The following is a 23424-nucleotide window of genomic DNA, read 5'->3' on the forward strand; positions in this document are numbered from 1 at the left end:
CAAATTAATTCGAACTCCGAAAAAAATATCACCTTATATATCAAAATATTTAATTTTTTGCTAAAATAATGAGAATTAAAAAAGAAGGTGAATATGTTGAACGTTTTTTTAAAGTTAGGCTGGTTTTTCCGACAACGAAAAAAACAATATGTTATTGGATTAATTATGCTTACATTTGTTGCAATTTTACAACTGATTCCCCCAAAAATTATCGGCTATACCATCGATGAAATTGGGGAAGGTACATTGACGAAAGTGAGTCTGTTTAAATGGTTGGGAAGCATTGTTGTCGTCGCGTTAGTCATGTATGCACTGCGCTATTATTGGCGACAGATGATTTTCGGCTCATCGAATTATTTAGCCAAAATTTTGCGCCAAAAGCTACATCAGCATTTTACAAAAATGGCGCCATCCTTTTATCAAAAGCATCGTGTCGGAGATTTAATGGCACATGCAACGAATGATATTAACGCCGTACAACAAACGGCTGGTGGTGGGGTTCTCACATTATTTGACTCGATTACGACAGGTGGTTTTGTCGTTTTAGCGATGGCGATTACAATTGATTGGCGCTTAACATTAATCGCATTATTGCCGATGCCGATTATGGCCTTTTTAACGAGTTATTATGGCAAGCTGCTTCACGAACGCTTCCGTCATGCACAAGCAGCTTTTTCTGATCTAAACGACAAAACGCAGGAAAGTATTTCGGGCATTAAGGTGCTCAAAACATTTGGTCAGCAACGTCAAGATGTAGCTGATTTCACAAAATTATCCGATGAGGTCGTGGAAAAAAATCTACGTGTGTCAAAAGTCGATTCTTTATTTGACCCAACGATTAGCTTTGTTGTTGGTTTGAGCTTTATGCTAAGTTTAGGGTTTGGTACAAAATTTATTTTAGAAGGTGCGATGACGCTCGGGGATTTAGTGACATTTACGACGTATTTAAGCATTCTTGTATGGCCGATGCTTGCGATTGGGATGTTATTTAATATCGTTGAGCGAGGTAGTGCTTCATATGACCGAATTGAAAAAATATTAAATAATCCAATAGACATTGATGATCAACCAAACGCAATTGGGGTGATGCCAAGTGGAAATATATCGTTCCAGGTCGATTCATTTACTTTCCCAGGAGACCAACAGCCGACGCTCCATCACATTCATTTTAATTTAAAACGTGGTGAAACACTCGGCATAGTTGGGAAAACAGGTGCAGGGAAAACGGCCATTTTAAAGCTGATTTTACGTGAATTTGAGGGGTATGAAGGGAAAATTATGTTTGGTGAACACCGCATTGATGAATACCAAAAAATGAAGTTGCGTGAGGCGATCGGCTATGTGCCTCAGGATAATTTCCTGTTTTCCGCATCGATTTATTCGAATCTTGCATTTGCAAATCCGAATGCAACGAGAGCTGAAGTAAAGGCTGCTGCGCAAATTGCTTCTATCGATAAAGATATAGAAGGATTTGCAGAGGGTTATGAAACGATAGTTGGCGAGCGAGGTGTTTCGCTTTCTGGCGGGCAAAAGCAGCGGATTTCCATTGCACGTGCGTTATTAATGAAGCCGGAATTATTAATTTTAGATGATTCGTTATCAGCTGTGGATGCACGTACAGAGGAAGCGATTTTACAAGCTTTGAAGGAAGAACGAAAAGATGCAACGACCATTATTACGTCTCACCGATTGAGCTCGATTCAGCAAGCGCATGTCATCATCGTTGTAGATGGAGGCGAAATGATTGAAAAGGGCACGCATGAAGAGCTAATGGCAATGCAAGGGAGCTATTTTGAAATGTATCAATTGCAGCAGCTTGAACAATTAGTAGCGCAAGGGGGAGACAGTCATAGTGAATGAAACGATTTCAAGTAAAGAACAGCGCGTCATACTCCGCCACCTATTTCATTATTTACAACCGCATAAAAAGCTGTTAATTATTGCTTTATTGTTACTTGTATTAACGGTAATCGGGGATCTTGTTGGTCCTTATTTAATTAAAGTATATATTGATGATTATTTAACCCCCCGCCATTTTGACATGAATCCAGTCATGATATTAGCGGTTAGTTATTTCACAATTCAAGTGTTGAATATCGTCATTACGTATTATCAAATGTTGAAATTCCAAGAGCTCGCGCTAAAGGTCATTCAGCAACTGCGAATTGATGTATTTTCAAAAATTCATAAATTAGGCATGCGTTATTTTGATCAAGTGCCTGCGGGTTCTATCGTTTCACGTGCGACAAATGATACCGAGGCGATAAAAGATATGTTTGTCTCGGTACTCATTAGTTTTGTGCAAGCTGCGTTTTTAATTGTCGGTGTATATATCATTATGTTTATTATGAACGCAAAATTAGCATTTGCGATGTTACTTTTACTGCCAGTCATCATTTACATTATTTATATTTATCGTAAAATGAGTGCGGTTGTGTATATGAAAATGCGTGAAAAGCTAGGGGAGTTAAATGCGCGCTTAGCGGAATCTTTATCAGGTATGAGTATTGTCCAAGTTTTCCGCCAAGAAGATCGTTTTAATGACGATTTTGACAAAACGAATGAGGAACATTTTCAGGCGATGATGGCCAATACGAAAATGAACAGTTTATTGCTTCGTCCGATAATTGATTTAGTGTATTTTACAGCGATTGTCATTTTACTCTTTTACTTTGGTTGGACATCATTTGAAACGGCTGTGGAGGTCGGAGTTGTGTACGCCTTTATTACGTATATGAACCGCTTCTTTGATCCAATAAATCAAATGATGGAGCGTCTTGCCTTGTTCCAGCAAGCGATTGTTGCAGCATCTCGTGTATTTTCGCTGTTAGATAATGAGGAGCTTGAACCTGCGCAGAAAAATGACCCAATAAACGTGTCAAATGGACAGATTGAGTTCAAAGATATTTCATTCAGCTATGATGGTAAGCAAGATGTACTGAAAAACATTTCGTTTACCGTGAATCCAGGCGAGACGGTGGCACTCGTAGGACATACGGGGAGTGGTAAAAGTTCCATTATCAATTTATTAATGCGCTTTTATGAATTTGAGCGTGGTGATATATTGATTGATGGTGCATCGATTAAAAACTATCCTCAAGAAGAACTGCGAGATAATGTGGGTCTCGTGCTACAAGATCCGTTTTTATTTTATGGAACAGTGGCGTCAAACATTCGATTATTTAATGACGAGCTGACGTTAGAAGATGTGAAGGATGCGTCGGAATTCGTTCAGGCGAATGACTTTATCGAGGCACTTCCCGACGGTTACTCAAATAAGGTGACGGAGCGTGGTTCTACGTTTTCAAGCGGGCAACGTCAACTCATCGCCTTTGCGCGAACAATTGCGACCAATCCAAAAGTGTTGGTGTTGGATGAAGCAACAGCGGCCATTGATACCGAAACGGAAGTGGGTATCCAGCATTCGCTTGAAAAGATGCGCAAGGGACGTACAACGATTGCTATTGCTCATCGCTTATCAACGATTAAAGATGCCGAACAAATTTTAGTGCTGCATAAAGGGGAAATCGTCGAGCGCGGAACCCATCAACAGCTCATCGCACAAAAAGGGTTATATGAAAAAATGTATTTATTGCAGAATGGGATTGTCGGGTAGGGTGTTAAATTAACAATCAAAGATAATGCCAATGCCGTTTCGGGCGTAGTTGTTGGATAACAACTGCGCTTTAAATTTGGCAATTAAAGATGCGTTACACGTAAAATTTCAAAATTAATGGAATAAAACAACTTGCGAACATACATTCCCTTCTGGTAAAATGGGGAAAAGGACATAATTCGATTGCTGACATATTTCCATAGTCAAGGTCTGTGAAATTACGATGGAGATCATAAAGCATAACAAGGGGAGAAATAAATGAGGATTAACTTTGGTAAATATGACATACCAGCTACACTTCAAACATTAATTGATTTAGCAAATGAACTTGGCGATGATGAACAATTTTCCCTTTGCTTTAATTTTTATCTTTCTTTAGAGAATTTCAGATATTTTAATACGCCAAGTGATGTCGTTGTATTTGGATATACTGGAATGGATGGTATACATTATGGATTTCTTACTGACTATGGAACTGTAATGGATCTTGATGTAGCGCCAATTGTTTGCGTTAGTCCAATGGATTTTGATCGTCCAACGCGCATAATCGCAAAGAATCTGCGTGAATTTTTACAGATAAATTTGACTGATAGTGAACTGTTTTATAATCAATTTGACTGTGAAGAGTCCTATGTCGCAGCTAAAAATCAATGTGCTGCAGAAAACGCAAACTCCCTATATCAACCATCTGAAAATGAGAAATTATTGAAAACGCGTGCAACAAAGTTTTTGACGGATCATATTCCGATGCCTGTTATTGAAAATGCTTATCGTTATGTACAACATATAGAGTTGGAGCGACAAAGAAATGTAACGATTCCAACGCAAGATAGAATAGGGATTGTAACGGCAGTTCTGCAAGGTGAAGAACATGAACAATTCCAGATTCACAAGGAACTAGAACCTGATTTACAGTTGTTGCGTGAATATTTTCATTCTGCACCAGTTGCCTCATGTCTCGCATTATTTAAAGACATTCAGCTTAATTTTATTATAAAAGATTACCCAAATCTTTTTAAAGTTGTAATTGCAGCAATGATTAATATGGAGCTTTTTGATGAAACGAACAGATTATTAGAAGGCATCTAAATCTAGGCTAGAACACACGTGAAACAGAGATTATATAATAGGAGATGTATAAACGATGAAACAGAATAAATATGATAACCCCAATTTCTTTGCTGCGTATGCGCAAATGCCAAGATCTATTAAAGGGCTTGAGGGAGCGGGAGAATGGCATATGTTTAAAGAACTAATCCCGAATCAAAAAAATAAAAATATACTTGATTTAGGATGCGGTTTCGGTTGGCATTGTCGATACGCTCGCGAACAGCAAGCGAGTTCTGTCATAGGTGTAGATATATCTGAAAGTATGCTTAAAAAAGCCCGTGAAATGACAAATGACCCTTTAATTTCGTATATAAAAATGCCGATTGAAGAGATTAGTTTTCAAAGTTCACAATTTGATGTAGTCATCAGTTCGCTCGCTTTTCATTATATTGAATCGTTTAAGTCAATTTGTGAAAAGATTTATGAATGTTTGAAGCCTGGTGGAACCTTTGTTTTCTCAGTAGAACATCCAATTTTCACTGCTCGAGATGAACAAGATTGGTATTATGATGAACAGGGAAATCGCTTGCATTGGCCAGTGGATAACTACCAAATCGAAGGGGTACGTGAAACGACATTTTTAAATGAAGGTGTTACAAAATACCATCGTACGGTTTCAACATATATAAATGACTTAATTGATGCTGGCTTTACAATAAATGCGGTCAAGGAGTCCGTTCCTTCAGGTGAAATGTTAAAAAGCATTCCTGATATGGAAGATGAAAATCGTAGGCCGATGTTTTTAATGTTTTCAACAGAAAAGAAAAAGGGCTAGTTGTTTAGATAATCAATGGACCAAGTGCATGAGCGTAATTTTAGTTCATCTAAATGAGATAAAAAAAGAAAAAGCAATTACGTGATTTGGATTTCCATTCACGTAATTGCTTGAGTTACATACTTTAGTTTTTTTAGTGCCTTCCTAATGTTGGAAGGTTTTTTGTCGTTTAATTTTCTGGTGTCTGTGCACGCTTTACGAAAAACGCTACTACGACGGCAAGTAGTGCAAAACCAAAACCAACGATGAATGCATTGTGCACACCTGAAACCATAGCTTCAGTCAATTGAGTTGGGTCAGTAGGATTTGATGATTGCGCCAAATATTCCTTTTGCCCAGAAGTCATGATGCTGATGAAGAAAGCAACACCAATCGCACCTGCTACTTGAGATAAGGTGTTCAAAATAGCTGTTCCGTGTGGGTATAAACTTCGCGGAAGCTGGTTCAAACCATTCGTTTGGGCTGGCATCATAATTAACGAAATGGCGATCATCATACTCACATGTAAAAGGATAAACGTTGTTTTTGAAGTGTCCGTCGATACTTGTGTAAAGAACCACATGACCGTTGCTAAAATGATTGTCCCTGGAATAATAAGCGCTCTTGGGCCAAATTTGTCAAACAGCTTCCCAGAAACAGGTGAAAGAACACCATTCAATAAACTACCTGGAAGCATAATAAGACCTGTTGCATAAACAGTTAAGCCTAATGCACCTTGGAATAAGAATGGCAGCAATGTCATTGTCGAGAACATCGTCATCATCATTATAATTAATAAAATGGTCGTTAACGTAAACAATGGAAACTTGAATGGACTAAGATCCAATAACGGTTCTTTTAGTTTCAATTGGCGTAACACAAAGAAGAATAGTGCGATAAGTCCAATGATAATTATGCCGTATACTTGGAAGCTATCCCAGCCTTTACCCGAGCTACTGAACCCGTAAACAATCCCACCAAATCCGATTGTCGATAAAATAATGGATAACACATCCACTTTTGGTTTCGTAGGTTCAGAAACATTCTTTAAAAAGATGAAGGCGAAAATGATGGAAAAGATAGCAAATGGAATCACGATATAGAACAGCCATCTCCAACTCAATGAGTCAAGAATGATACCCGAAAGCGTCGGTCCAATAGCAGGGGCGAACATCATAACGAGTCCGATACTTCCCATTGCTGCACCACGCTTTTCAGGCGGATACAAAAAGAGAATCGTGTTCATTAATACGGGCATCATTAATCCCGTACCTGCAGCTTGTAATAAACGACCGACTAATAGTACGGAAAATCCAGGTGCAAGGGCACTTACGATTGTACCGAAAGTGAAGATCATCATTGCCCCTATAAATACTTGTCTCGTTGTAAACCACTGCACTAATAAAGCAGAAGCTGGGATTAAAACGGCAACAACAAGCATGTAGCCAGTTGATAGCCATTGAAGTGTCGAGGGCTCTACATTTAACTCAATTGACAATTGTGGAAAAGCAACGTTTAATAATGTTTCATTTAAAATCGTAAAAAAGGCTCCAATGATCATGGATATTAAAATTGGCAGCCTTTTTATATTGTCAAGCCCCTTTGGTTGCGGAGCGTTCGGTGTAGATTGTGTATTCATAAATAAAACTCCTCGTATACATTTTTAAGTGGAAATTTGTCTTGTAATTTCCCAAATCTGAAGGGATTAAAAATTATTGAAATTCTAGTGCTATAATAGTCATGTACAATCCTCCGTTATTTATGTGTTTGCTTTTAAAGCTATATGTAAGTACACCTTATACCACGCTCCAATATGCATTTCTCTACATTTGAGCATCAATTACATTAATTAATTTTCTGAAAATATAGCGGTTTACACATTATGAGTATACAATATAGTGAGGAGACTCACTAATAGTATACAATAAAATAATCAAACCAACAAAAATTTAACTTGCTTGGGTAAAATTCGCCTGCTTACTTCTATACATAGTTTTCCGAGCAAAGCCTCAACAAATCTAGGGAAAACTTAGCTAAATGATTAAAAAAATGAAGGAGGTTTTGATTCATGAACTTAAATTCTCCAGCATCAATAGATATCATCCATATGTTAATGAAATCGACCAATTCCGTTCAGAGAGAATTTCAATCTCAATTAGTATTGCTGAACACCCCTTATCAACTGACAGGCCCAAGACTGCGTGTGTTATCGACTGTTGCTGAAAGTGGCCCAATCAGGATGAATGAATTAGCTAGTAAATTAGGTGTCAAAGCACGTACAGTGACCGATTTAGTGGATGCGCTCGAACAGGATCAACTGTTAATTCGTATACCTGATCCAACTGACCGTCGTGCGACATTAATTCAACTGACTGAAGTCGCGAAGTCCAATATAGAGCGGGCACTTACTTTTCAAGATAAAGTCGCGGACACTATTCTTGAGAACCTCTCCATCGAGCAACGTAAGCAGCTATTTGAACTTTTATTACAATTAAAAAAATGAGCTTAGAGTTACTCTAGCTCATTTTTTTACAATTTAAAGTTTTTCAGCGTACCCGTTTTTAGAAACCCTTTTTAATTTAAAACGCCCTTTTGAAATAAAATGGCGACTGCATGTGTACGGTTGAGGGTATTTGTTTTGACCATGACACTTTTAACGTACTGTTTAATTGTTGTTTCACTAATATCTAATAGATTGGTTATTTGTTTTGAACTATGGCCAAATGCAATGCACTTCATTACCTCGTATTCTCGCTTCGACAGTTTAATCTCACTTTTTTTCATAGTACTTGGATAGAGGGACAGTATTTCTCCTACCTTGTTCGTAAATAATTGCGCTTCAATTAATAGCTGTGGGCTCATGGGTTTTTTGAATCGCGTACTTAAAAAGTAGCCAATCACGACACAATTGAAAGTAATCGGAACAACGAGTAGTGCATCCATAGCTTGGGCAATAATATATTTTCTAGGAAAAGTTAAATGAAAATCGTTGCCTTCAAAATATTGAGGGCTTTGCTTTTGGATTGCTTCAAATATGGGTGGAATGGTCGTTACATCATCGCGTACAGATGTGATGCTTTTAAATTCAGTTTCAGTTGCTGAAAAAATGCCTTCTGCTAAATGGTCGATAGGGGAATAACGAAAAAGTAGTGTTTTTTCTAATGAAAAGGTGGAGAGAAAACTTTCCATTAACAATTTAATTTTTTTGTCTGGATCTTCTAGAGTTTTAATTTTTTCTAGGTCACTTTCCCAACAATTCATGCCAACCTCCAAATGAACACCCCTTTAAAATAACCGATTTCATTATTCAATATATAACTTATGTTACGAAAAGTTGGTGTAAAATACAAATTTTAGCACGAAAGTATATGGATATTTCTCGAAAAGTAGGAATATCTATTAATTTTGATGCGTAATAAAATAATGATGTAAGCGATTGCATCATTTATTTTACCTAAAGGGAGGAAATAAAATGGCAAATTTAACGGATAAAGCAAAAGCATATTTAGAGGTATTTAATAGTGGACCTAAGATTGAATCATTTGACCCGATTGCATTAAAGGCGATGCAGGCACAAGCTCCAGCACCACCTCAAGATAATTTACCGAGCATTCATCAATCGGAGGACCGTTCGATAAAAGTAAAGAACGAGGAAGAAATTCGAATTCGGATTTATACCCCTGAAGGAGAGGGACCGTTCCCTGCATTAGTTTATTATCATGGGGGTGGTTGGGTAATCGGTTCAGTTGAGATGTTTGAAGCAGCAAATCGATTGATTGCAACGGAGGGAAATGTTGTGGTCGTATCTGTTGATTACCGTTTAGCTCCCGAACATCCATATCCAACACCGATTGAAGATTGCTATGCTGCACTTGAATGGGTCGCTGCAAATGCAGAAGAAATCAATGTAGATCCGGAGAAAATTTCAGTTGGTGGAGATAGTGCTGGTGGAAATTTAGCTACGGTTATAACGAAAAAAGCATTGGATCAAAACGGTCCAGCCATTCAATCGCAAATTCTTGTTTACCCGGTAACGAATTTAGAATTTAATACAGATTCATATAAGGAATTTGCAGAAGGATTTGGACTAAGTCGGAATTTAATGAAATGGTTTGGCAAGCATTACCTGAGTGACGAAAATCAAGCCAATAATCCAGATGTTTCACCGTTAAAATATGATTCTGTAAAAGGGCTACCTCCAGCTATTATTATTGCTGCGGAAAATGACGTACTAAAAGATGAGGGCGTCGCTTATGCCGAAAAATTAAAACAAGACGGCGTTCATGTTCAATACGAACTGATTCTCGGAGTGATTCATGCTTACTATAGTAATATGGTTTTCTTTGAAGATGAAACAAGGCAGTCTGTGCAGCATATTGTGAAGTTCTTAAATAAGGTTGAACAAGTGATTTAACTTGATTCAGCAGAAGTTCTCTACTTTTATAAGTCGGTGGTGAATGCCAAATACGCAATTTTATTCAGTGGGGTTCAAACCCTGGCTGAATAAAGTTAAGCCCCGGCGGATGTCACAGATTTTTTAGGGGAGTTTTTCGATCGAGCTCGAAAAAAATCTGGACGCAATTACGCTGAGGCGTAATTGATCTTGTACTACTTAACGGAAGGGGAATGTGAATGTCAAATCATTTTGATGCAATAGTTATTGGCGCTGGATTTTCGGGAATTTATATGACGTATAAGTTACACCAAGATGGCTTTACAGTGAAAACCCTTGAAAAGGCAGCTGGCGTTGGGGGCGTATGGAATGTCGCACGTTATCCTGGAGCGCATTGTGATTCGGAGAGCCATTGCTACAATTTTATGTTTTCTGAAGAGTTATATAGAAAATGGGCTTGGTCTAAACGATTTGCCCCTCAAGAAGAAATTTTACGCTATTTGAACTTCGCAGCAGACGAGTTAGACGTAAAAAAACAAATGCAATTTAATACGGAAGTGTCATCTGCAAAGTGGGATGAAGAAAAAACACAATGGCAAATCCTAACGAGCGAAGGGGAAGAGTTTACAGCAACATACTTAATTTCGGGTGTAGGTTGCTTATCCACTTCCAATATTCCTAATTTTGAAGGTCGCGATAATTTTGCAGGAGAAAGTTATCATACAGGTGCTTGGCCGCATACACCTGTAGATTTAAAAGGGAAACGAATCGGCGTAATTGGGACAGGCTCTAGTGGTGTACAATCCATCCCAATGATCGCACAAGAAGCAGCTGAGTTGTATGTATTCCAACGTACACCACAATATACTTCGCCCGCACGGAATCGGACAATAACAGAAGAGGAAAATGCGCAACTTAAAGCAGATTATGCTGGGATACGCGAAAGAATCGTTGCCTCTTATGCTGGTTATCCATATGTTCGATCGACAAAATCAGCTGTTGGAACTCCTGAGGAAGAGCGACTAGCGATGTTGGAAGCTACATGGGAAAAAGGCGGTTTGAGTTTCGGAAGTACTTTTAATGATATTGGTATAAATCCAAATTCAAATGACATTGTTTCCGAATTTATACGTAGTAAAATTCGCGAAACAGTGAAAAATCCAGAAACCGTAGAAAGCTTATTGCCGAATTATTATTATACGACGAAACGACCAATAATCGATACAAATTATCATGAGACCTATAATAAGGAGCATGTCACGTTAATTGATTTAAAAGAACAACCTATTGTACGCATAACAAAAAGTGGTATTCAAACGGCGGAAAAGGAATACACATTAGATATTATCGTTTATGCAACAGGTTATGATGCCATGACAGGTACACTATTAAAGCTCGATATTATAGGTCGCGACGGAGTAACTTTAAAAGAAAAATGGGCGGACGGGGAGAAAGTTGAAACTTATTTAGGTTTAGGCGTTTCTGGATTCCCGAACTTCTTTACCATTACAGGTCCACAAAGTCCGTCCGTATTAACGAATGTGCCAGCATCTATTGAGCAGCATGTAGAATGGATTTCGGACTGCTTGCAATATTTGAAAATGAATCAAATAAAAACGATTGAGCCAACCGAAGAGGCAGAACAACAATGGAGCAAACAATGTATGGATATTGCCAATAGTACACTATATACGAAAACAGATTCCTGGTATACAGGTTCCAATATAGAGGGGAAAACACGAGGCTTCTTAATCTACTTAGGTGGGTTGAATAGCTATCGTCAAATATGCAGTGATATCGCTGGAAATGGGTATGAAGGTTACCAATTAAAGACTACTGAAGCGATAAAGTAACGAAATATTTTAAGTGAAAAGGCGCTCCTACTTGTGTAAGTGGGAGCGTCCTTTTTGGGTTAAAGTAAGCTGAAATGACGCAATGTGCTTTGTCATGCTTAAAGAAATATGTGAATTAACGTGATATGGATTCCTAAAATTGAGCTTTAACAGTAAACAGCCTTATGAGGATTGAAGCAAATGAATAAGCATCTCTTTTTGCACTATGTAGCTTAGGGAATGTTTTGAAAAATTAGTAAGGGATTTTATCAGTTAATTATTTACAAATTGTTAATTGAACTTTATTGTTATGTTATACGATATATCGTGTAACATAATAGTGGGGGTGGTAAAGATGTCTTATAATGGTGGACCTATGACAGAGGCAATGTATTACGTTTTATTAGCGTTAATGCGTCCGAATCATGGTTATCAACTGATGCAATCGATTACAGAAGTCTCAAATGGACGATTAAAAATGGGACCGGGCACATTGTACGGGGTACTTTCACGAATGCAAAAAGACGATTTGATTGTTTTATCAAAAGATGATGGCAGAAGGAAAACTTATGAGATTACTTCAGAAGGTGAGCGGGCTTTAAGGATAGAGTATGAACGTTTAAAATCCTTAATTATAGATAGTGCTTTATTGGAGGAGGGTGAAAAGCATGACTAAAATTGTGCGCAAATTACGACCTACTGACTTTTGGCGCATTGGGGAACATGAAAGCTGGTTTTCAGATATGTCTGCAAAAGGATTGCATCTTCATAAAATGGGCCTGCATTTTGCACATTTTAAAATAGGCGATCCGAAGCGAATGGAATACCGAATTGAGGTTACGAAAAAGAAGGGAATGCCCTATGAACAAAGTGAAATGTATGAGGAAATTGGTTGGGATTATGTAACAAGTTATCAGTTTTTTCACGTATTTTCATCCCCTGAAGAAAATCATGCACCAGAGTTACATACAGATCCAATGGAGCAATCCTATACTTTAGATCAATTGAAAGAAAGACTTATTTTAAATTTTACTGGAACTTTAATTGGATTTCTATTTATTATCGGTATGTTATTAGCCATTTGGTTTTTAGATGGCACACCAGTATTACGATTAGTGGAAGGGCATGCAATTCAACTAACAATTTTAAGCTTAATCATTCTTTATAATGTATTTTACTCAACAAGAGCGATGATATCTATTCAAGCGTTACGGAGAAATTTACAAGAAGGTAAGGCAATTGATCATCATGCGCCATGGGAAAAGAGTCTGCATAAAAACACAGCATTTTCAATTGTATTTATAGCCATTGCTTTAGTCAGCGCCATTCTTCCATTCGTACAATTATTTAAGCATGAGACATTCACCTTACCAGAAAATGATTCGAACTTACCGATTGTCCGGTTGGCCGATATCGAGCAAAATCCGCTACTAGTACGGGATGAATATTATATCGATGAGATAGATTGGGCAAATCGATATACTACTAATTGGAGTGTATTCGCACCTGTGCAATATAAGTACGACGAAAGTGGTATGATAGAAAATCGGAAATGGTTAGATGAAAGTGGTACTTATTCACCAAGCGTATCTGCAGAAGTTTATCATTTAAGGTTTAAAGTTTTAGCAGAGCCATTAATAGATGACTTAATTAAATGGTATTCATATGGGGATGAAATGGAACCGTTTGTTGAAAAACAGCATCCTGACTTTGACCAATTAATTATTCATAAAGATGCCGAGATGAAACAACTATTTGCTTCCAAGGATAAAGTGGTTATGTATGTCCGATATAATGGATATGCAGAGATGGATGTTTTAATTAGAAATGCGGCTCAAAAAGTTAATTTACTTGAGGGAGAGTAGATTTTGGTAGAAATATACTGCAATGGGCGTACTTTTCAAATTAATTACTTTCACTACTATATAAAGAGGAACAATATCATAAATGATTAAGTGGCTTAAGACCATCTAAATTTAGGAATCAAGCCGCTTAACTCCTATTCACTAGTGCTAAGTATTTCGTATTTTGATTACTATTGGAGGAAAGACATGACTAAAATTGTGCGTAAATTACGACCTACTGACTATTGGCGCATTGGGGAACACGAAAGCTGGTTTTCAGATATGTCTGCAAAAGGATTGCATCTTCATAAAGTGGGTATACATTTTGCACATTTTAAAAAAGGTGATCCGAAGAGAATGGAATACCGAATTGAAGTGACGCAAACAAAAGAGATGCCCTATGAGCAAAGTAATATGTATGAGGTAAATGGTTGGGATTATGTGGCAAGTTATCAGTATTTCCACGTATTTTCATCCCCTGAAGAAAATGATGCACTTGAGCTACATACAGATCCAATGGAGCAATCCTATACTTTAGATCAATTGAATAAACAACTTATTTTGAGCTTTATTCCAACTGCATTCGCAGTGCTATTAATTATTGGTACGTTAGCGGCAATGTGGTTTTTAAATGACACGCCTGTATTAGGATTAGTAGAAGGACAATTAACTCAACAAATGGCTTTTAGCATAATCTATCTTTATTTAGCGTATTACTCAACAAGAGCTATGCTTTCCATTCAAGCGTTACGGAGAAGATTAAAAGAAGGAAAGGCAATTAATCATCACGCGCCATGGGAAAAGCACTTGCGAAGAAACACAGCATTTTCAATTGTACTTGCGATCACCATCTTAATCGGCTCCACACTGCCATTAATACAAATATTTAAGAGCGAAACGTTAACTTTACCAGCGGATGATTCGAAATTACCTATTGTCCGATTAGGTGATATCGAGGGAAATTCACTGCTCGTACAGGATGAGCATTATATAGAGGGAATTGATTATTCGAATTTCTACACTTTTAATTGGAGTTTATTTGCACCTATGCAATATGTGACCTATGAAAATGGTGTGATAGAAAATCAGACATGGTTAGATAAAAGTGGTACTTATTCCCCGACTATATATACAGAGCTCTATCATTTAACATTAAAACCATTAGCGAAGCCATTAAATTCTGATTTAATAAAACGGCATTCATTTGGAGTTGACAGAGAGCTGTTTGTTGAAATAAAACACCCTAATCTTGATAAATTAATCATTCATGATGCTGGGGAGATGAAACAATTAATTGCCTCTAAGGGTAAAGCGGTTATGTATATACGATATTCTGGAAATGTGGAGGTGAATGTCATAATTGAAAATGCGGCTCAAAAAATTAATTTGCTTTCGGAGGAGTAGGGTTAGTTCAACTAAAAAGGATACTCCGATTTGTGTGAGGGGAGCATCCTTTTTGTTGTAGAAAAAAACTGTATTCCCCGACGTCATTTTTTGAGTAATGAACGAAGGGTGGATAAATTTAATGATTTGAAGTTGGTGTCACTAAAATCTTTGCTTGTGATTTGTCATGCAATAACTTCTCAAAACCTTCTTCAACTAAATCATCTATGGCAATCTTATGTGTAATAACAGGCTTTACATCGAGTTGTCCAGCAGCAATTAAATCAATTACTGTTGGGAAAACATTTCGATATGCTAACGTAGAAGTAATGTGTAACGCTTTGAACATCACAAGATTCACATCAATTTCGATCGGCTTTTTAAAGGTAGCAATAATCATGATTTGCGCACCTAGTTTAGTTGTATAAAGTACATTGTTAATTGTTTGCTGAGCACCAGCGCAATCATAAATAACATCGGCACCGCCATTTGTTGCTGATAAAATAGTGGGAATTAAGTCATCTTGATCACCACGAAGAACCATAGTTGCCCCTAATTGCTGTGCTTTTTGTAAGCGTTCTTCTGAAATATCGACGACGATAATTTTCGCTGCTCCGGCTGCTTTCACACAAATTAATGTGAGCAAGCCGATTGGACCTGCACCATATATAATCGCGGTATCACCAGTTTTTAATTTACTTTCACGAACGGCATAAAAGGATACAGCTGTTGGTTCCACTAATGCCCCTTCTTCTAATGACACATTATCAGGTAATTTATGTAGTTTACTAGCATCGACAACCACATATTGCGCAAAGCCACCATCCGTGTTTAATCCAATAAAACCGACCATTTGGCATTGATTATAGTAACCACTGTTGCATGCTGGACATGTTCCGCAGAAAATTAACGGTTCAACGGTTACATGGTCGCCCACTTGAAAATGATCTACATTCTCACCAATTGCCACAAGTGTACCTGCAAACTCATGACCTAACGTTAACGGTGCTTTTCTTCCTGTGAGTGGATGAATATTTTCGCCTAATCCGTATTGATAAACCGCCAAATCACTGCCGCAAATCCCAGCCCAAGCCACTTCGATTAATACTTGATCTGGACCGTGCTGTGGCTTGTTCACTTCCTCAATTCTTAAATCATTTGCGTTATGAAGTACTGCTGCTTTCAAATAAACATCCCCCTTAAAATGATTGAATTAGAACTACTTGTTTAATTCTCTTATTGTTTCAGTAATACCTTCATAATTATTTCGCCTTCAATAAAATAGGGGGAAGCAATAAGTCTTAATCTAATGTTGGCGTTTTTTATGAGGCAGACGGATAGCCGCAATAATATACGTGAGAAAGGGGCACTGGATTTTCAAAATGGTAAATTTCATATCGAAAATGCTCATCTAGAGTAATGAACTATCAATTCATAATAATAACTTTCACCATATTAGAATCAAAGTTATTTTTCTCCAAAACGTCTTTGCCTATTTTTTGTATTTCTTTTTTTAACTTTTCACTAATCGGATCAGCAAAACTTATGATAACCTCTGTGGATTCGGGCAAAATTTCATAATCTAAACGGAAGCTTTCCACACCATTATTTAACAATAGGGAACGAATGGACTCCATTAAATCATGATAGCTTATTCTATTTGCTGTTATTAAAGCGGATGGAGTGGAATTGGATAGTTGAATTTGAAACGTGGCCGGATCAAAATGTTGTTGCGCTATCAATTGGTTTACGGATTTTTCTATCTTCTCACTTTCTCTTGGTTTAAGTTTTTGGTTATTTTCAAGTCTTTGAATAAGAATTTTAACTTTTTCATCGTTTAACATAGCGAAATCTACCGTTAATGCGTAACCATGATCCCGTAAGTTTGTATGGATGGAATGCATGAAACTAGCATATTTTTTATGGTAGTGCATTAATTGTATGTTACTGTACGTAGTCGTTTCGGTTTTATTGGCAATGTTAGCAAAAGGGTTTGTAAGAATAATAATCAACGCACCTGTTAATATCGCGAATGGTAAAAGGTACCTTTTGAAAAATTGCATAAAGGACATGCCAATACCTCCTAAAAGGGATAGTAAAGGATATGTGTACGATTTGGGAATAGAATGAAAATGAATAGATCGTAAAAAATTCACGATTTAAAGGGAATTTACATATTGTAGGGAATTATATGGATAAGGATATAAACTGGGGAGATGATTATGGATAAAAAATTACGCAAATATTTTTTTAACTTTCTCGTAATGATTAATATGATAAATCTCATTAGACTCATTTATGCTGAAGCTTTTGATATGCCCAAACCACTTTTAATTTATGGCTATGTCGCTTTTTTTAGTGTGTTTTTTGTATTTATCATAATACGAAACATTCTAAAGCTAGTGGGTGAAGAGAAGGGGAAAGTAGAACTGATTTTTAAAGGGATGATTTTTGTATTTTCGGTGCAACTATTTGTTATTTCAATTGTTCTGGTAAGTGCATTATCGCTTATGTTTTCAATGGGAATGACTGTTATATTAAGTATAGATTTTTATCAGATTTTTAAAAATTATAAACCAAAAACATTACCCCCTGAATAAATTGTTGATTCAGGGGGCACTTTCAATGCTTCTAAAATTAGATTACAACTTAGCCCATCGTTCCTCTAACCAAGTCATGAATTGATCACCTTTGTCGCCTTCAAACGCATCATATACATCTAAGCGCATACGTTTAAGCTTGTCTGCAAATTCTTCCACTGTGTGGTCCTTTGGTAAGCTTTTTTTCACACGTAGGAAAATTTTATTTGGACCTTTAATAACATCAAAACGAGCAGGTGTAGGTTTTTCTACGTTTTCACCAAATGCTACAAGCGCTTTATAAGCTGCCGTTTGCACTTTGAAAACCGTATCATTTTTCATACGATTGTTTAATAAATCGATTACTTTTTCATGTTGATAAGCGGATAACGTTGTAACTGCGTCTAAACGGTCGCGCCAGCTAGACGTATAATTGGCTTTCTTCTTTAATGCATCATAGTTTTCTGGTAATTCTTTTTCAAACGATTTCAAATAATTGCACCTCTTTTTTTAACTAGAGGAAAAATAGAATTCTTCTTCTGCTTCTTTATATTATACGTTGTCTCGATGAAAAAAGCGAAACAAATAAATTCCTCCTCGGCTAACTTTTGTCCAAAATTTTTTTTATGCTCTTTCGAAAAACTTCTCTTAAATTTTATTTACTTTACAAAATCCGACCTCTATAATTGGTTTTATCCATTAATTAGAAGAGTAGAGGTGCAGCAATGAGTGAACATAATAAAGGCGTGGTGAATGCGATTGTCGCATATGCATGCTGGGGCGTATTTCCGCTCTATTGGATATTATTAGAACAAGTGTCAAGTATGGAAATTTTATTGAGTCGTGTCATTTGGTCCTTTCTCTTTACGACGCTTTTTATCTTGCTTATCGGACAGCGAAAAAATTTGCTGCAAGATATTCGTTTTTTATGGGCCAATCAAAAACAATTTTGGTCGTTGTTCGCGGCTTCCATTGTTATCTCAATCAACTGGTTTACATATATTTGGGCAGTCACACATGGACAAGTATTACAGTCAAGCTTAGGTTACTATATTAACCCGCTCATTTCGGTGATATTTGGCATGCTTATTTTCCGTGAAAAACTATCGAAGGCCACAATTATCGCTGTGTCGATTGCAGGAATTGGGGTTACCGTCATGACTTTTTCAGCAGGAACGGTACCTTGGACGGCGTTAACGATGGCGATTTCCTTTTCGATTTACGGTGTACTAAAGAAAACAATTCAGCTTGAAGCAGCGCGCGGGTTAGCGATTGAAACGCTCTTTATGCTACCGGTTGCGCTCATTTATTATGCGTACATATGGAATTCAAATGAAATGAGTTTTTTACAAGGTGATATAAAAACCGATCTTTTATTGATGGGAGGCGGAATTATCACAGCTATTCCACTTGTTCTTTTTGCGAAAGGCGCACACCGGATTCCATTGTACTTGTTGGGCTTTATTCAGTTTTTATCACCAACGATTACATTATTTTTAGGGGTTGTGTTATTTAAGGAGCCATTTACAACATTGGAATTTTTCACATTTGGCTGCATTTGGATTGCGATTGTTATTTTCTCAGCATCTAAATTTATGGAAGCTAAACGTCGTTACCTAACTGTTTAACTTGTTATGATGAATCAATACAGCATGAAATTCATTAAAGTAAATTGTCCTAGTACAGTTTGCTTTTTTTGTTTTGGAAAAATCTATTGTCTTTTATTGTACTGAAAATAACCTTAATCAGAAAATTTAAACTTTTTAGAGGGATTGCGCGAAATTTAGCGAATATTATCGATTGGGGGATATTTTTGAAAGGGGATGAAGATGTGTTTGTTATGATTAATGAAGAGCAATTTGATTTTCAAAAGGTTGAAATTATTGTGTTAGAACAGGGGATTCGAAATTTATTTTCTAATTTTGATAAAATGACACTTCGGGAGCTAATCAGACAAAAAAAATATGAGCAAATAAAAGACGACACAGAAAAAAACTTTGCTTATTTACTCGAACAACCTGCTGGTAAAGCCATCCAGCAAATGAAGGATTATGGTCATCCATTTTATAAACAATTTTTGAATAATTATGGGGATTTGGAGTATTCAAGGTTTGTCGTGAAGGGCAATGATGAGGCGCTTCGGAAAAATGGGGTGTACATGATTATTGCCGATAATGAGCTTGTTTTTTGTGGTGTTTGTGCACGTAACTTTAAGGAAAGAATTAATCAGCATATTGGTAGTATTTATGCAAAGGGCTGCTTCCGCGACGGTACAGCAACGCATTGTCATGTCAACGCCAATATTACGCAAAAAATGCAAACGTCCAAAGTCCATTTTGGCATTTGCCCGATCGATGATAAAAAAGAAATGAACCAATTAAAAAATGCAATCATTAAACGATTTGAACCACAATGGAATTTGCGGTCTAATCAAGTAGTCATGAGCTTAAATTATTAAGGAATAGCCCATACGTAAGTAAATTTAAACACTAATCAGCTTGAATATTTGATTCCATCGCATGAAATTTATCGACAGGACATAGTTTATTATGACATGAAATGAGGGAATAATAGACAAAATGTATGGGTAGGTGATTATCTTGCGAATGGCATTGAAATTATTTCGGCAAACGCATTTAGAATACTTGTGGCTTCATTTTCTAATGGCGGTCGTATTAATTTTTACCTCCGTTTTTTGGTTTGTGTTACCTTATTTTATTATTAGCTATGGAAACTATACGCCTTCTATTTGGTTGCAATCATTTCTACTAGTAGCCTTATTTATCATTCCATCGCTCCTCATTACACTCCATTGTTGGTTCATCAATTTTCAAGCAGCACAGAAATGGAAAAAGGAGCATCCTGATGAAAATATGTGGCGCTGGGTTTTCCGCTTTCAAAGCTTCACATTTATTATTGTCATTTCATTTACCGCGATTATTTATTCACTTCTTTTTATAATAGATCAAATGAGATAAGGTAAATTTGCTAGCAAAGTAGTTCATTTCTTATTTCACAGCCACCTCACATGTCCGTCAAAAAAAGTTCACATGTAAAAAAGCAGTAATGTTGTGTGAAATTTGGTACGATTGATGCATTACTGTGAAGGAGAGACTAAGACACTATGAATACAGACATCAATATTTTTTTAGCCTTAGCTGCAGGTTTTTTAAGCTTTATTTCACCATGTACGCTACCACTTTACCCAGCATTCTTGTCTTACATTACAGGTATGACACTGGACGAACTAAAGAATGAACGGGGAATGCTACAAAAACGCGCGATCTTACATACGCTATTCTTCTTACTAGGATTCTCGATCATTTTTATTGCGATTGGATTTAGTGCGTCATTTGCAAAGGAGTTTTTCATACAATATCAAGAATTACTACGCCAAGTGGGTGCGATTTTAATCGTTGTATTCGGTTTAATGATTGTCGGACTGTTACAAGTGGACTTTTTAATGAAAGATCGAAAGTTCCAATTTAAAAATCGTCCGTCTGGTTATTTTGGCTCGACATTGATTGGTTTAGCATTTGCAGCCGGTTGGACACCATGTACAGGGCCGATTTTAATGTCGATTATTGCATTAGCAGGAACGAATCCAGAATCGGGTATTTGGTATATGCTCGCATACTTCCTTGGGTTTGCGGTTCCATTTTTCGTTTTATCCTTCTTTGTTTCACGCATGGGTTGGATTCGCAATCACAGTCAAAAAATAGTGAAAATCGGGGGATGGATTATGATTGCAGTCGGCGTACTCCTATTCTTCGATGGCTTGACGTACATCATTACGATTTTATCACCGATTTTTGGTGGTTTTACAGGGTTCTAACTAGGGTAAATGAGAGGACCACGAGCCATATGGAAGTGAGGGGATTTTCATGCCAACTATTTTAATCGTTGATGATACACTGTTTATGCGTGTTGCGATAGGGGATATGGTAAAAAAATGGGGTTTTGAAGTTGTTGGAGAAGCAGCCAATGGGCAAGAAGCTGTGCAGCTTTATGATCAATTACAACCCGATATTGTCTCAATGGATTTAACGATGCCTGTTATGAATGGGCTAGATGCAGTCAATGAAATTATCGCAAAAGATCCAAATGCTAAGATTATTATGGTGACGGCATTAGGGCAACCGCGTATAATGGTAGATGCAATTGAAAGGGGTGTGAAAGATTTTATTACAAAACCTTTTACACCAGAAAAATTAAAAAGTGTTCTTTACAATGTTTTAGGTTTAGTAGAAGATTCGTCAAAGTAGAGGAGGATTACGATGTTTGACAATATACCTTCTCAATTTTTATTGATTGGTTCGACGATTATGGCGGTAGTGATGGGTACGATAGTTATGGTCATTCGACTGCGTTCTCAAAAAAAACCAGTATCGACGAAAAAAATCATTATCCCACCAATTGCAATGTCTACTGGGGCACTGATGTTCTTATTTCCAGAATTCCGCGTTGAACCGTTACAAATTGTTGAGGCGGTGGTCGTCGGTTTACTATTTTCGACGGTACTCATTGCCACATCCAAATTTGAAATGCGAGAAAATCAGATTTATATGAAGCAATCAAAAGCATTCCCATTTATTTTAATTGGACTGCTTGTGCTGCGCATCATTTTAAAGCTTGTTTTCTCAAATAGCTTGGATGTTGCGGAATTAGGCGGCATGTTCTTCATTTTGGCATTCTCAATGATTTTACCTTGGCGTTTAGCGATGCTGATGCGCTATAAAAAATTACAAAAGATGCAATTGAGTGAATAAAAAAATCCTTACAAGGCAAGTTATTAAGCCTTGTAAGGATTTTTTTCGTTCATGGGGAAGTTTTTAAGCCTGTAATAGGTGATCATAAGGGGCTGTATCTATTTGCATTTGCGTCAGCTTTTTAAGTAAAAACTTATGGTCGCGCTTTGGTGAAGCGATAATATAGCCTCGAACAATTAAATCCAAATTGATTTTTGGTGCGTTCTCCTCTAATGCAAGCTCGCCAATCTTACCTGCAATCTTCTCCTTTGCCACTTGACGAAATAGCTCCGGAACTGGGCTAACAAGCTCTAACAGTAACGCCTTTTCTTCGTCGCCCCACAAATGAATTGTTTTATCGAGAAACATATTTTGCCAATCCAAATCGGATTTTCCATCTGCCTTTGGCAATGCTTTTAAAAACTTACGGAACATGAAGAAACCGCCAATTGCCATTAATGAAATAAGAACAACTACCCAAAATAAAATAAACCATAAAAACCAACCACTTAAGTCCACGATATTCACCTCTTTAAATCCTCTTTTTATTGACTCTCTTATCCATTATAGAAGGTTTTGACAATATTTTCACCCCCTTGTCCCTTTTTTCATGAAATCGTGACATGTATAGAGTAAGGAGGTGAACAAGATGAACCCATTCGTATTCCAATCGGCAACAATGACTGTTTTTTATCAAGCCGGTGTAGATGAACTTGGTGAGCCAGCTGTGAAAGGCACAACGTATCGTAATTTGATCAATACTGTAACAGGTGAACAAATTCAAACTGTTGCGCAAACGCTTATCGGTTTAACGGATTTTCCTTATATTGAATCCGTGAAAACGCAAAAAGATGTAATTGGTGCGTAATGATAAGGCACCAAAAACGGAAGAAAGGAGGGGGTTTCTATGGCACAAGTATTGCAATTAACTTTTGCGAATGCGTTAAATAACACGATGACATTAAACATTGCGGAGCCAAAAGCAAATTTATCAGAAACGGAGATCAATGCGGCGATGCAAATCATTGTAGATCAAGATATTTTTGCGAAGGATGGCGCGATTTTTAACTTAAAAAAATCGGCGCGTGTAGTGGAACGTCATGTAACAAGCTTCGAAATAAACGTATAATAAAAAAGCCGGTGAAGTGCCAAACTTTACCGGCTT

At 37.1% G+C, this 23424-nt stretch carries 25 protein-coding genes; 19 read left to right on the plus strand and 6 right to left on the minus strand.

From position 1 onward, the window contains the following. The first annotated feature begins 96 nt into the window (after positions 1-96). From ACQKIH_RS07315 to ACQKIH_RS07330, 4 genes are all read left to right on the plus strand, one after another. A complete protein-coding gene (locus ACQKIH_RS07315; RefSeq protein ID WP_427764583.1) occupies positions 97-1860 on the plus strand; it encodes an ABC transporter ATP-binding protein in 1764 nt (587 codons plus the stop codon). After that, positions 1850-3616, plus strand: coding sequence for an ABC transporter ATP-binding protein (locus tag ACQKIH_RS07320; RefSeq protein ID WP_427764719.1), 1767 nt, complete (start codon positions 1850-1852; stop codon positions 3614-3616). The genes ACQKIH_RS07315 and ACQKIH_RS07320 overlap by 11 nt, the downstream gene beginning before the upstream one ends. 258 nt (positions 3617-3874) lie before the next feature. Continuing rightward, positions 3875-4705, plus strand: coding sequence for a hypothetical protein (locus ACQKIH_RS07325; protein ID WP_427764586.1), 831 nt, complete (start codon positions 3875-3877; stop codon positions 4703-4705). Between the two features lie 55 nt (positions 4706-4760). Next, positions 4761-5501, plus strand: a complete 741-nt coding sequence (locus ACQKIH_RS07330; RefSeq protein ID WP_427764589.1) for a class I SAM-dependent methyltransferase — start codon at positions 4761-4763, stop codon at positions 5499-5501. Between the two features lie 169 nt (positions 5502-5670). On the opposite strand, the gene ACQKIH_RS07335 is transcribed toward ACQKIH_RS07330, so the two are convergent. Then, positions 5671-7119: an MDR family MFS transporter gene (locus ACQKIH_RS07335; protein WP_427764592.1), complete on the minus strand. Its 1449-nt coding sequence runs from the start codon at positions 7117-7119 to the stop codon at positions 5671-5673. A 429-nt stretch (positions 7120-7548) separates the two neighbouring features. Between ACQKIH_RS07335 and ACQKIH_RS07340 the strand changes: the two genes are divergently transcribed. Continuing rightward, positions 7549-7983 carry a MarR family winged helix-turn-helix transcriptional regulator gene (locus ACQKIH_RS07340; RefSeq protein ID WP_427764595.1) on the plus strand — a complete coding sequence of 145 codons (435 nt, stop codon included), beginning with the start codon at positions 7549-7551 and terminating at the stop codon, positions 7981-7983. A gap of 71 nt (positions 7984-8054) precedes the next feature. On the opposite strand, the gene ACQKIH_RS07345 is transcribed toward ACQKIH_RS07340, so the two are convergent. After that, on the minus strand, positions 8055-8741 hold the full coding sequence (locus tag ACQKIH_RS07345; RefSeq protein WP_236706697.1) for a LuxR C-terminal-related transcriptional regulator: 687 nt from the start codon (positions 8739-8741) through the stop codon (positions 8055-8057). A 211-nt stretch (positions 8742-8952) separates the two neighbouring features. Here ACQKIH_RS07345 and ACQKIH_RS07350 point away from each other — a divergent pair, with 211 nt between their 5' ends. The 5 genes from ACQKIH_RS07350 (at position 8953) to ACQKIH_RS07370 (ending at position 14953) form a co-directional block, all read left to right on the plus strand. Further along, a complete protein-coding gene (locus ACQKIH_RS07350) occupies positions 8953-9894 on the plus strand; it encodes an alpha/beta hydrolase (RefSeq protein WP_427764598.1) in 942 nt (313 codons plus the stop codon). Between the two features lie 218 nt (positions 9895-10112). Beyond that, positions 10113-11726 carry a flavin-containing monooxygenase gene (locus ACQKIH_RS07355; RefSeq protein WP_427764601.1) on the plus strand — a complete coding sequence of 538 codons (1614 nt, stop codon included), beginning with the start codon at positions 10113-10115 and terminating at the stop codon, positions 11724-11726. A 334-nt stretch (positions 11727-12060) separates the two neighbouring features. Next, the gene (locus ACQKIH_RS07360; protein ID WP_427764603.1) at positions 12061-12381 is read left to right on the plus strand and encodes a PadR family transcriptional regulator; all 321 of its coding nucleotides are present in this window, start codon (positions 12061-12063) and stop codon (positions 12379-12381) included. Then, positions 12374-13570: a DUF2812 domain-containing protein gene (locus ACQKIH_RS07365; RefSeq protein ID WP_427764606.1), complete on the plus strand. Its 1197-nt coding sequence runs from the start codon at positions 12374-12376 to the stop codon at positions 13568-13570. Before ACQKIH_RS07360 ends, ACQKIH_RS07365 begins: the two co-directional genes overlap by 8 nt. Before the next feature lie 186 nt (positions 13571-13756). After that, positions 13757-14953 carry a DUF2812 domain-containing protein gene (locus tag ACQKIH_RS07370; protein ID WP_427764609.1) on the plus strand — a complete coding sequence of 399 codons (1197 nt, stop codon included), beginning with the start codon at positions 13757-13759 and terminating at the stop codon, positions 14951-14953. A 118-nt stretch (positions 14954-15071) separates the two neighbouring features. Here ACQKIH_RS07370 and ACQKIH_RS07375 read toward each other — a convergent pair whose 3' ends face one another. Both ACQKIH_RS07375 and ACQKIH_RS07380 read right to left on the minus strand, forming a co-directional pair. After that, the gene (locus ACQKIH_RS07375; RefSeq protein ID WP_427764611.1) at positions 15072-16118 is read right to left on the minus strand and encodes a 2,3-butanediol dehydrogenase; all 1047 of its coding nucleotides are present in this window, start codon (positions 16116-16118) and stop codon (positions 15072-15074) included. A 241-nt stretch (positions 16119-16359) separates the two neighbouring features. After that, the gene (locus ACQKIH_RS07380; protein ID WP_427764614.1) at positions 16360-17004 is read right to left on the minus strand and encodes a hypothetical protein; all 645 of its coding nucleotides are present in this window, start codon (positions 17002-17004) and stop codon (positions 16360-16362) included. A 150-nt stretch (positions 17005-17154) separates the two neighbouring features. Here ACQKIH_RS07380 and ACQKIH_RS07385 point away from each other — a divergent pair, with 150 nt between their 5' ends. Then, complete coding sequence (locus ACQKIH_RS07385; RefSeq protein WP_427764616.1) at positions 17155-17532, plus strand: hypothetical protein; 378 nt, start codon at positions 17155-17157, stop codon at positions 17530-17532. 42 nt (positions 17533-17574) lie between these two features. Here ACQKIH_RS07385 and ACQKIH_RS07390 read toward each other — a convergent pair whose 3' ends face one another. Beyond that, positions 17575-18003, minus strand: coding sequence for a HEAT repeat domain-containing protein (locus ACQKIH_RS07390; protein ID WP_427764618.1), 429 nt, complete (start codon positions 18001-18003; stop codon positions 17575-17577). A 233-nt stretch (positions 18004-18236) separates the two neighbouring features. Between ACQKIH_RS07390 and rarD the strand changes: the two genes are divergently transcribed. From rarD to ACQKIH_RS07420, 6 genes are all read left to right on the plus strand, one after another. Continuing rightward, positions 18237-19139, plus strand: coding sequence for an EamA family transporter RarD (gene rarD, locus ACQKIH_RS07395; protein WP_427764621.1), 903 nt, complete (start codon positions 18237-18239; stop codon positions 19137-19139). Between the two features lie 185 nt (positions 19140-19324). Continuing rightward, positions 19325-19969, plus strand: coding sequence for a GIY-YIG nuclease family protein (locus tag ACQKIH_RS07400; RefSeq protein WP_236706698.1), 645 nt, complete (start codon positions 19325-19327; stop codon positions 19967-19969). A 148-nt stretch (positions 19970-20117) separates the two neighbouring features. Beyond that, positions 20118-20489: a hypothetical protein gene (locus ACQKIH_RS07405; protein ID WP_057983082.1), complete on the plus strand. Its 372-nt coding sequence runs from the start codon at positions 20118-20120 to the stop codon at positions 20487-20489. Between the two features lie 146 nt (positions 20490-20635). Further along, a complete protein-coding gene (locus ACQKIH_RS07410; RefSeq protein WP_057983084.1) occupies positions 20636-21346 on the plus strand; it encodes a cytochrome c biogenesis CcdA family protein in 711 nt (236 codons plus the stop codon). Positions 21347-21395: 49 nt separating this feature from the next. Next, a complete protein-coding gene (locus tag ACQKIH_RS07415; protein WP_427764624.1) occupies positions 21396-21776 on the plus strand; it encodes a response regulator in 381 nt (126 codons plus the stop codon). A 12-nt stretch (positions 21777-21788) separates the two neighbouring features. Continuing rightward, positions 21789-22280, plus strand: coding sequence for a CcdC family protein (locus tag ACQKIH_RS07420; RefSeq protein WP_057983087.1), 492 nt, complete (start codon positions 21789-21791; stop codon positions 22278-22280). Between the two features lie 63 nt (positions 22281-22343). Here ACQKIH_RS07420 and ACQKIH_RS07425 read toward each other — a convergent pair whose 3' ends face one another. Further along, positions 22344-22778: a DUF2621 domain-containing protein gene (locus tag ACQKIH_RS07425; RefSeq protein WP_057983089.1), complete on the minus strand. Its 435-nt coding sequence runs from the start codon at positions 22776-22778 to the stop codon at positions 22344-22346. Between the two features lie 130 nt (positions 22779-22908). On the opposite strand from ACQKIH_RS07425, the gene ACQKIH_RS07430 reads away from it, so the two are divergent. Together ACQKIH_RS07430 and ACQKIH_RS07435 are read left to right on the plus strand one after the other, a co-directional pair. After that, positions 22909-23127, plus strand: coding sequence for a DUF1659 domain-containing protein (locus ACQKIH_RS07430; protein ID WP_427764626.1), 219 nt, complete (start codon positions 22909-22911; stop codon positions 23125-23127). A gap of 39 nt (positions 23128-23166) precedes the next feature. Further along, positions 23167-23388, plus strand: coding sequence for a DUF2922 domain-containing protein (locus tag ACQKIH_RS07435; RefSeq protein ID WP_427764629.1), 222 nt, complete (start codon positions 23167-23169; stop codon positions 23386-23388). Positions 23389-23424: the final 36 nt, after the last annotated feature.

It is taken from the genome of Solibacillus cecembensis, from assembly GCF_050272495.1.
In the GTDB taxonomy this organism is placed as follows: Bacteria; Bacillota; Bacilli; order Bacillales_A; family Planococcaceae; genus Solibacillus; species Solibacillus cecembensis.

What these genes read in the sequence shown, in the direction of transcription:
- ACQKIH_RS07405 (WP_057983082.1), top strand. Translation starts at nt 20,118, where the DNA reads ATGGCATTGAAATTATTTCGGCAAACGCATTTAGAATACTTGTGGCTT.
- ACQKIH_RS07325 (WP_427764586.1), top strand. Translation starts at nt 3,875, where the DNA reads ATGAGGATTAACTTTGGTAAATATGACATACCAGCTACACTTCAAACA.
- ACQKIH_RS07410 (WP_057983084.1), top strand. Translation starts at nt 20,636, where the DNA reads ATGAATACAGACATCAATATTTTTTTAGCCTTAGCTGCAGGTTTTTTA.
- ACQKIH_RS07430 (WP_427764626.1), top strand. Translation starts at nt 22,909, where the DNA reads ATGAACCCATTCGTATTCCAATCGGCAACAATGACTGTTTTTTATCAA.
- ACQKIH_RS07370 (WP_427764609.1), top strand. Translation starts at nt 13,757, where the DNA reads ATGACTAAAATTGTGCGTAAATTACGACCTACTGACTATTGGCGCATT.
- ACQKIH_RS07365 (WP_427764606.1), top strand. Translation starts at nt 12,374, where the DNA reads ATGACTAAAATTGTGCGCAAATTACGACCTACTGACTTTTGGCGCATT.
- ACQKIH_RS07415 (WP_427764624.1), top strand. Translation starts at nt 21,396, where the DNA reads ATGCCAACTATTTTAATCGTTGATGATACACTGTTTATGCGTGTTGCG.
- ACQKIH_RS07345 (WP_236706697.1), bottom strand. Translation starts at nt 8,741, where the DNA reads ATGAATTGTTGGGAAAGTGACCTAGAAAAAATTAAAACTCTAGAAGAT.
- ACQKIH_RS07360 (WP_427764603.1), top strand. Translation starts at nt 12,061, where the DNA reads ATGTCTTATAATGGTGGACCTATGACAGAGGCAATGTATTACGTTTTA.
- ACQKIH_RS07385 (WP_427764616.1), top strand. Translation starts at nt 17,155, where the DNA reads ATGGATAAAAAATTACGCAAATATTTTTTTAACTTTCTCGTAATGATT.
- ACQKIH_RS07330 (WP_427764589.1), top strand. Translation starts at nt 4,761, where the DNA reads ATGAAACAGAATAAATATGATAACCCCAATTTCTTTGCTGCGTATGCG.
- ACQKIH_RS07435 (WP_427764629.1), top strand. Translation starts at nt 23,167, where the DNA reads ATGGCACAAGTATTGCAATTAACTTTTGCGAATGCGTTAAATAACACG.
- ACQKIH_RS07340 (WP_427764595.1), top strand. Translation starts at nt 7,549, where the DNA reads ATGAACTTAAATTCTCCAGCATCAATAGATATCATCCATATGTTAATG.
- rarD (WP_427764621.1), top strand. Translation starts at nt 18,237, where the DNA reads ATGAGTGAACATAATAAAGGCGTGGTGAATGCGATTGTCGCATATGCA.
- ACQKIH_RS07355 (WP_427764601.1), top strand. Translation starts at nt 10,113, where the DNA reads ATGTCAAATCATTTTGATGCAATAGTTATTGGCGCTGGATTTTCGGGA.
- ACQKIH_RS07420 (WP_057983087.1), top strand. Translation starts at nt 21,789, where the DNA reads ATGTTTGACAATATACCTTCTCAATTTTTATTGATTGGTTCGACGATT.
- ACQKIH_RS07380 (WP_427764614.1), bottom strand. Translation starts at nt 17,004, where the DNA reads ATGTCCTTTATGCAATTTTTCAAAAGGTACCTTTTACCATTCGCGATA.
- ACQKIH_RS07350 (WP_427764598.1), top strand. Translation starts at nt 8,953, where the DNA reads ATGGCAAATTTAACGGATAAAGCAAAAGCATATTTAGAGGTATTTAAT.
- ACQKIH_RS07335 (WP_427764592.1), bottom strand. Translation starts at nt 7,119, where the DNA reads ATGAATACACAATCTACACCGAACGCTCCGCAACCAAAGGGGCTTGAC.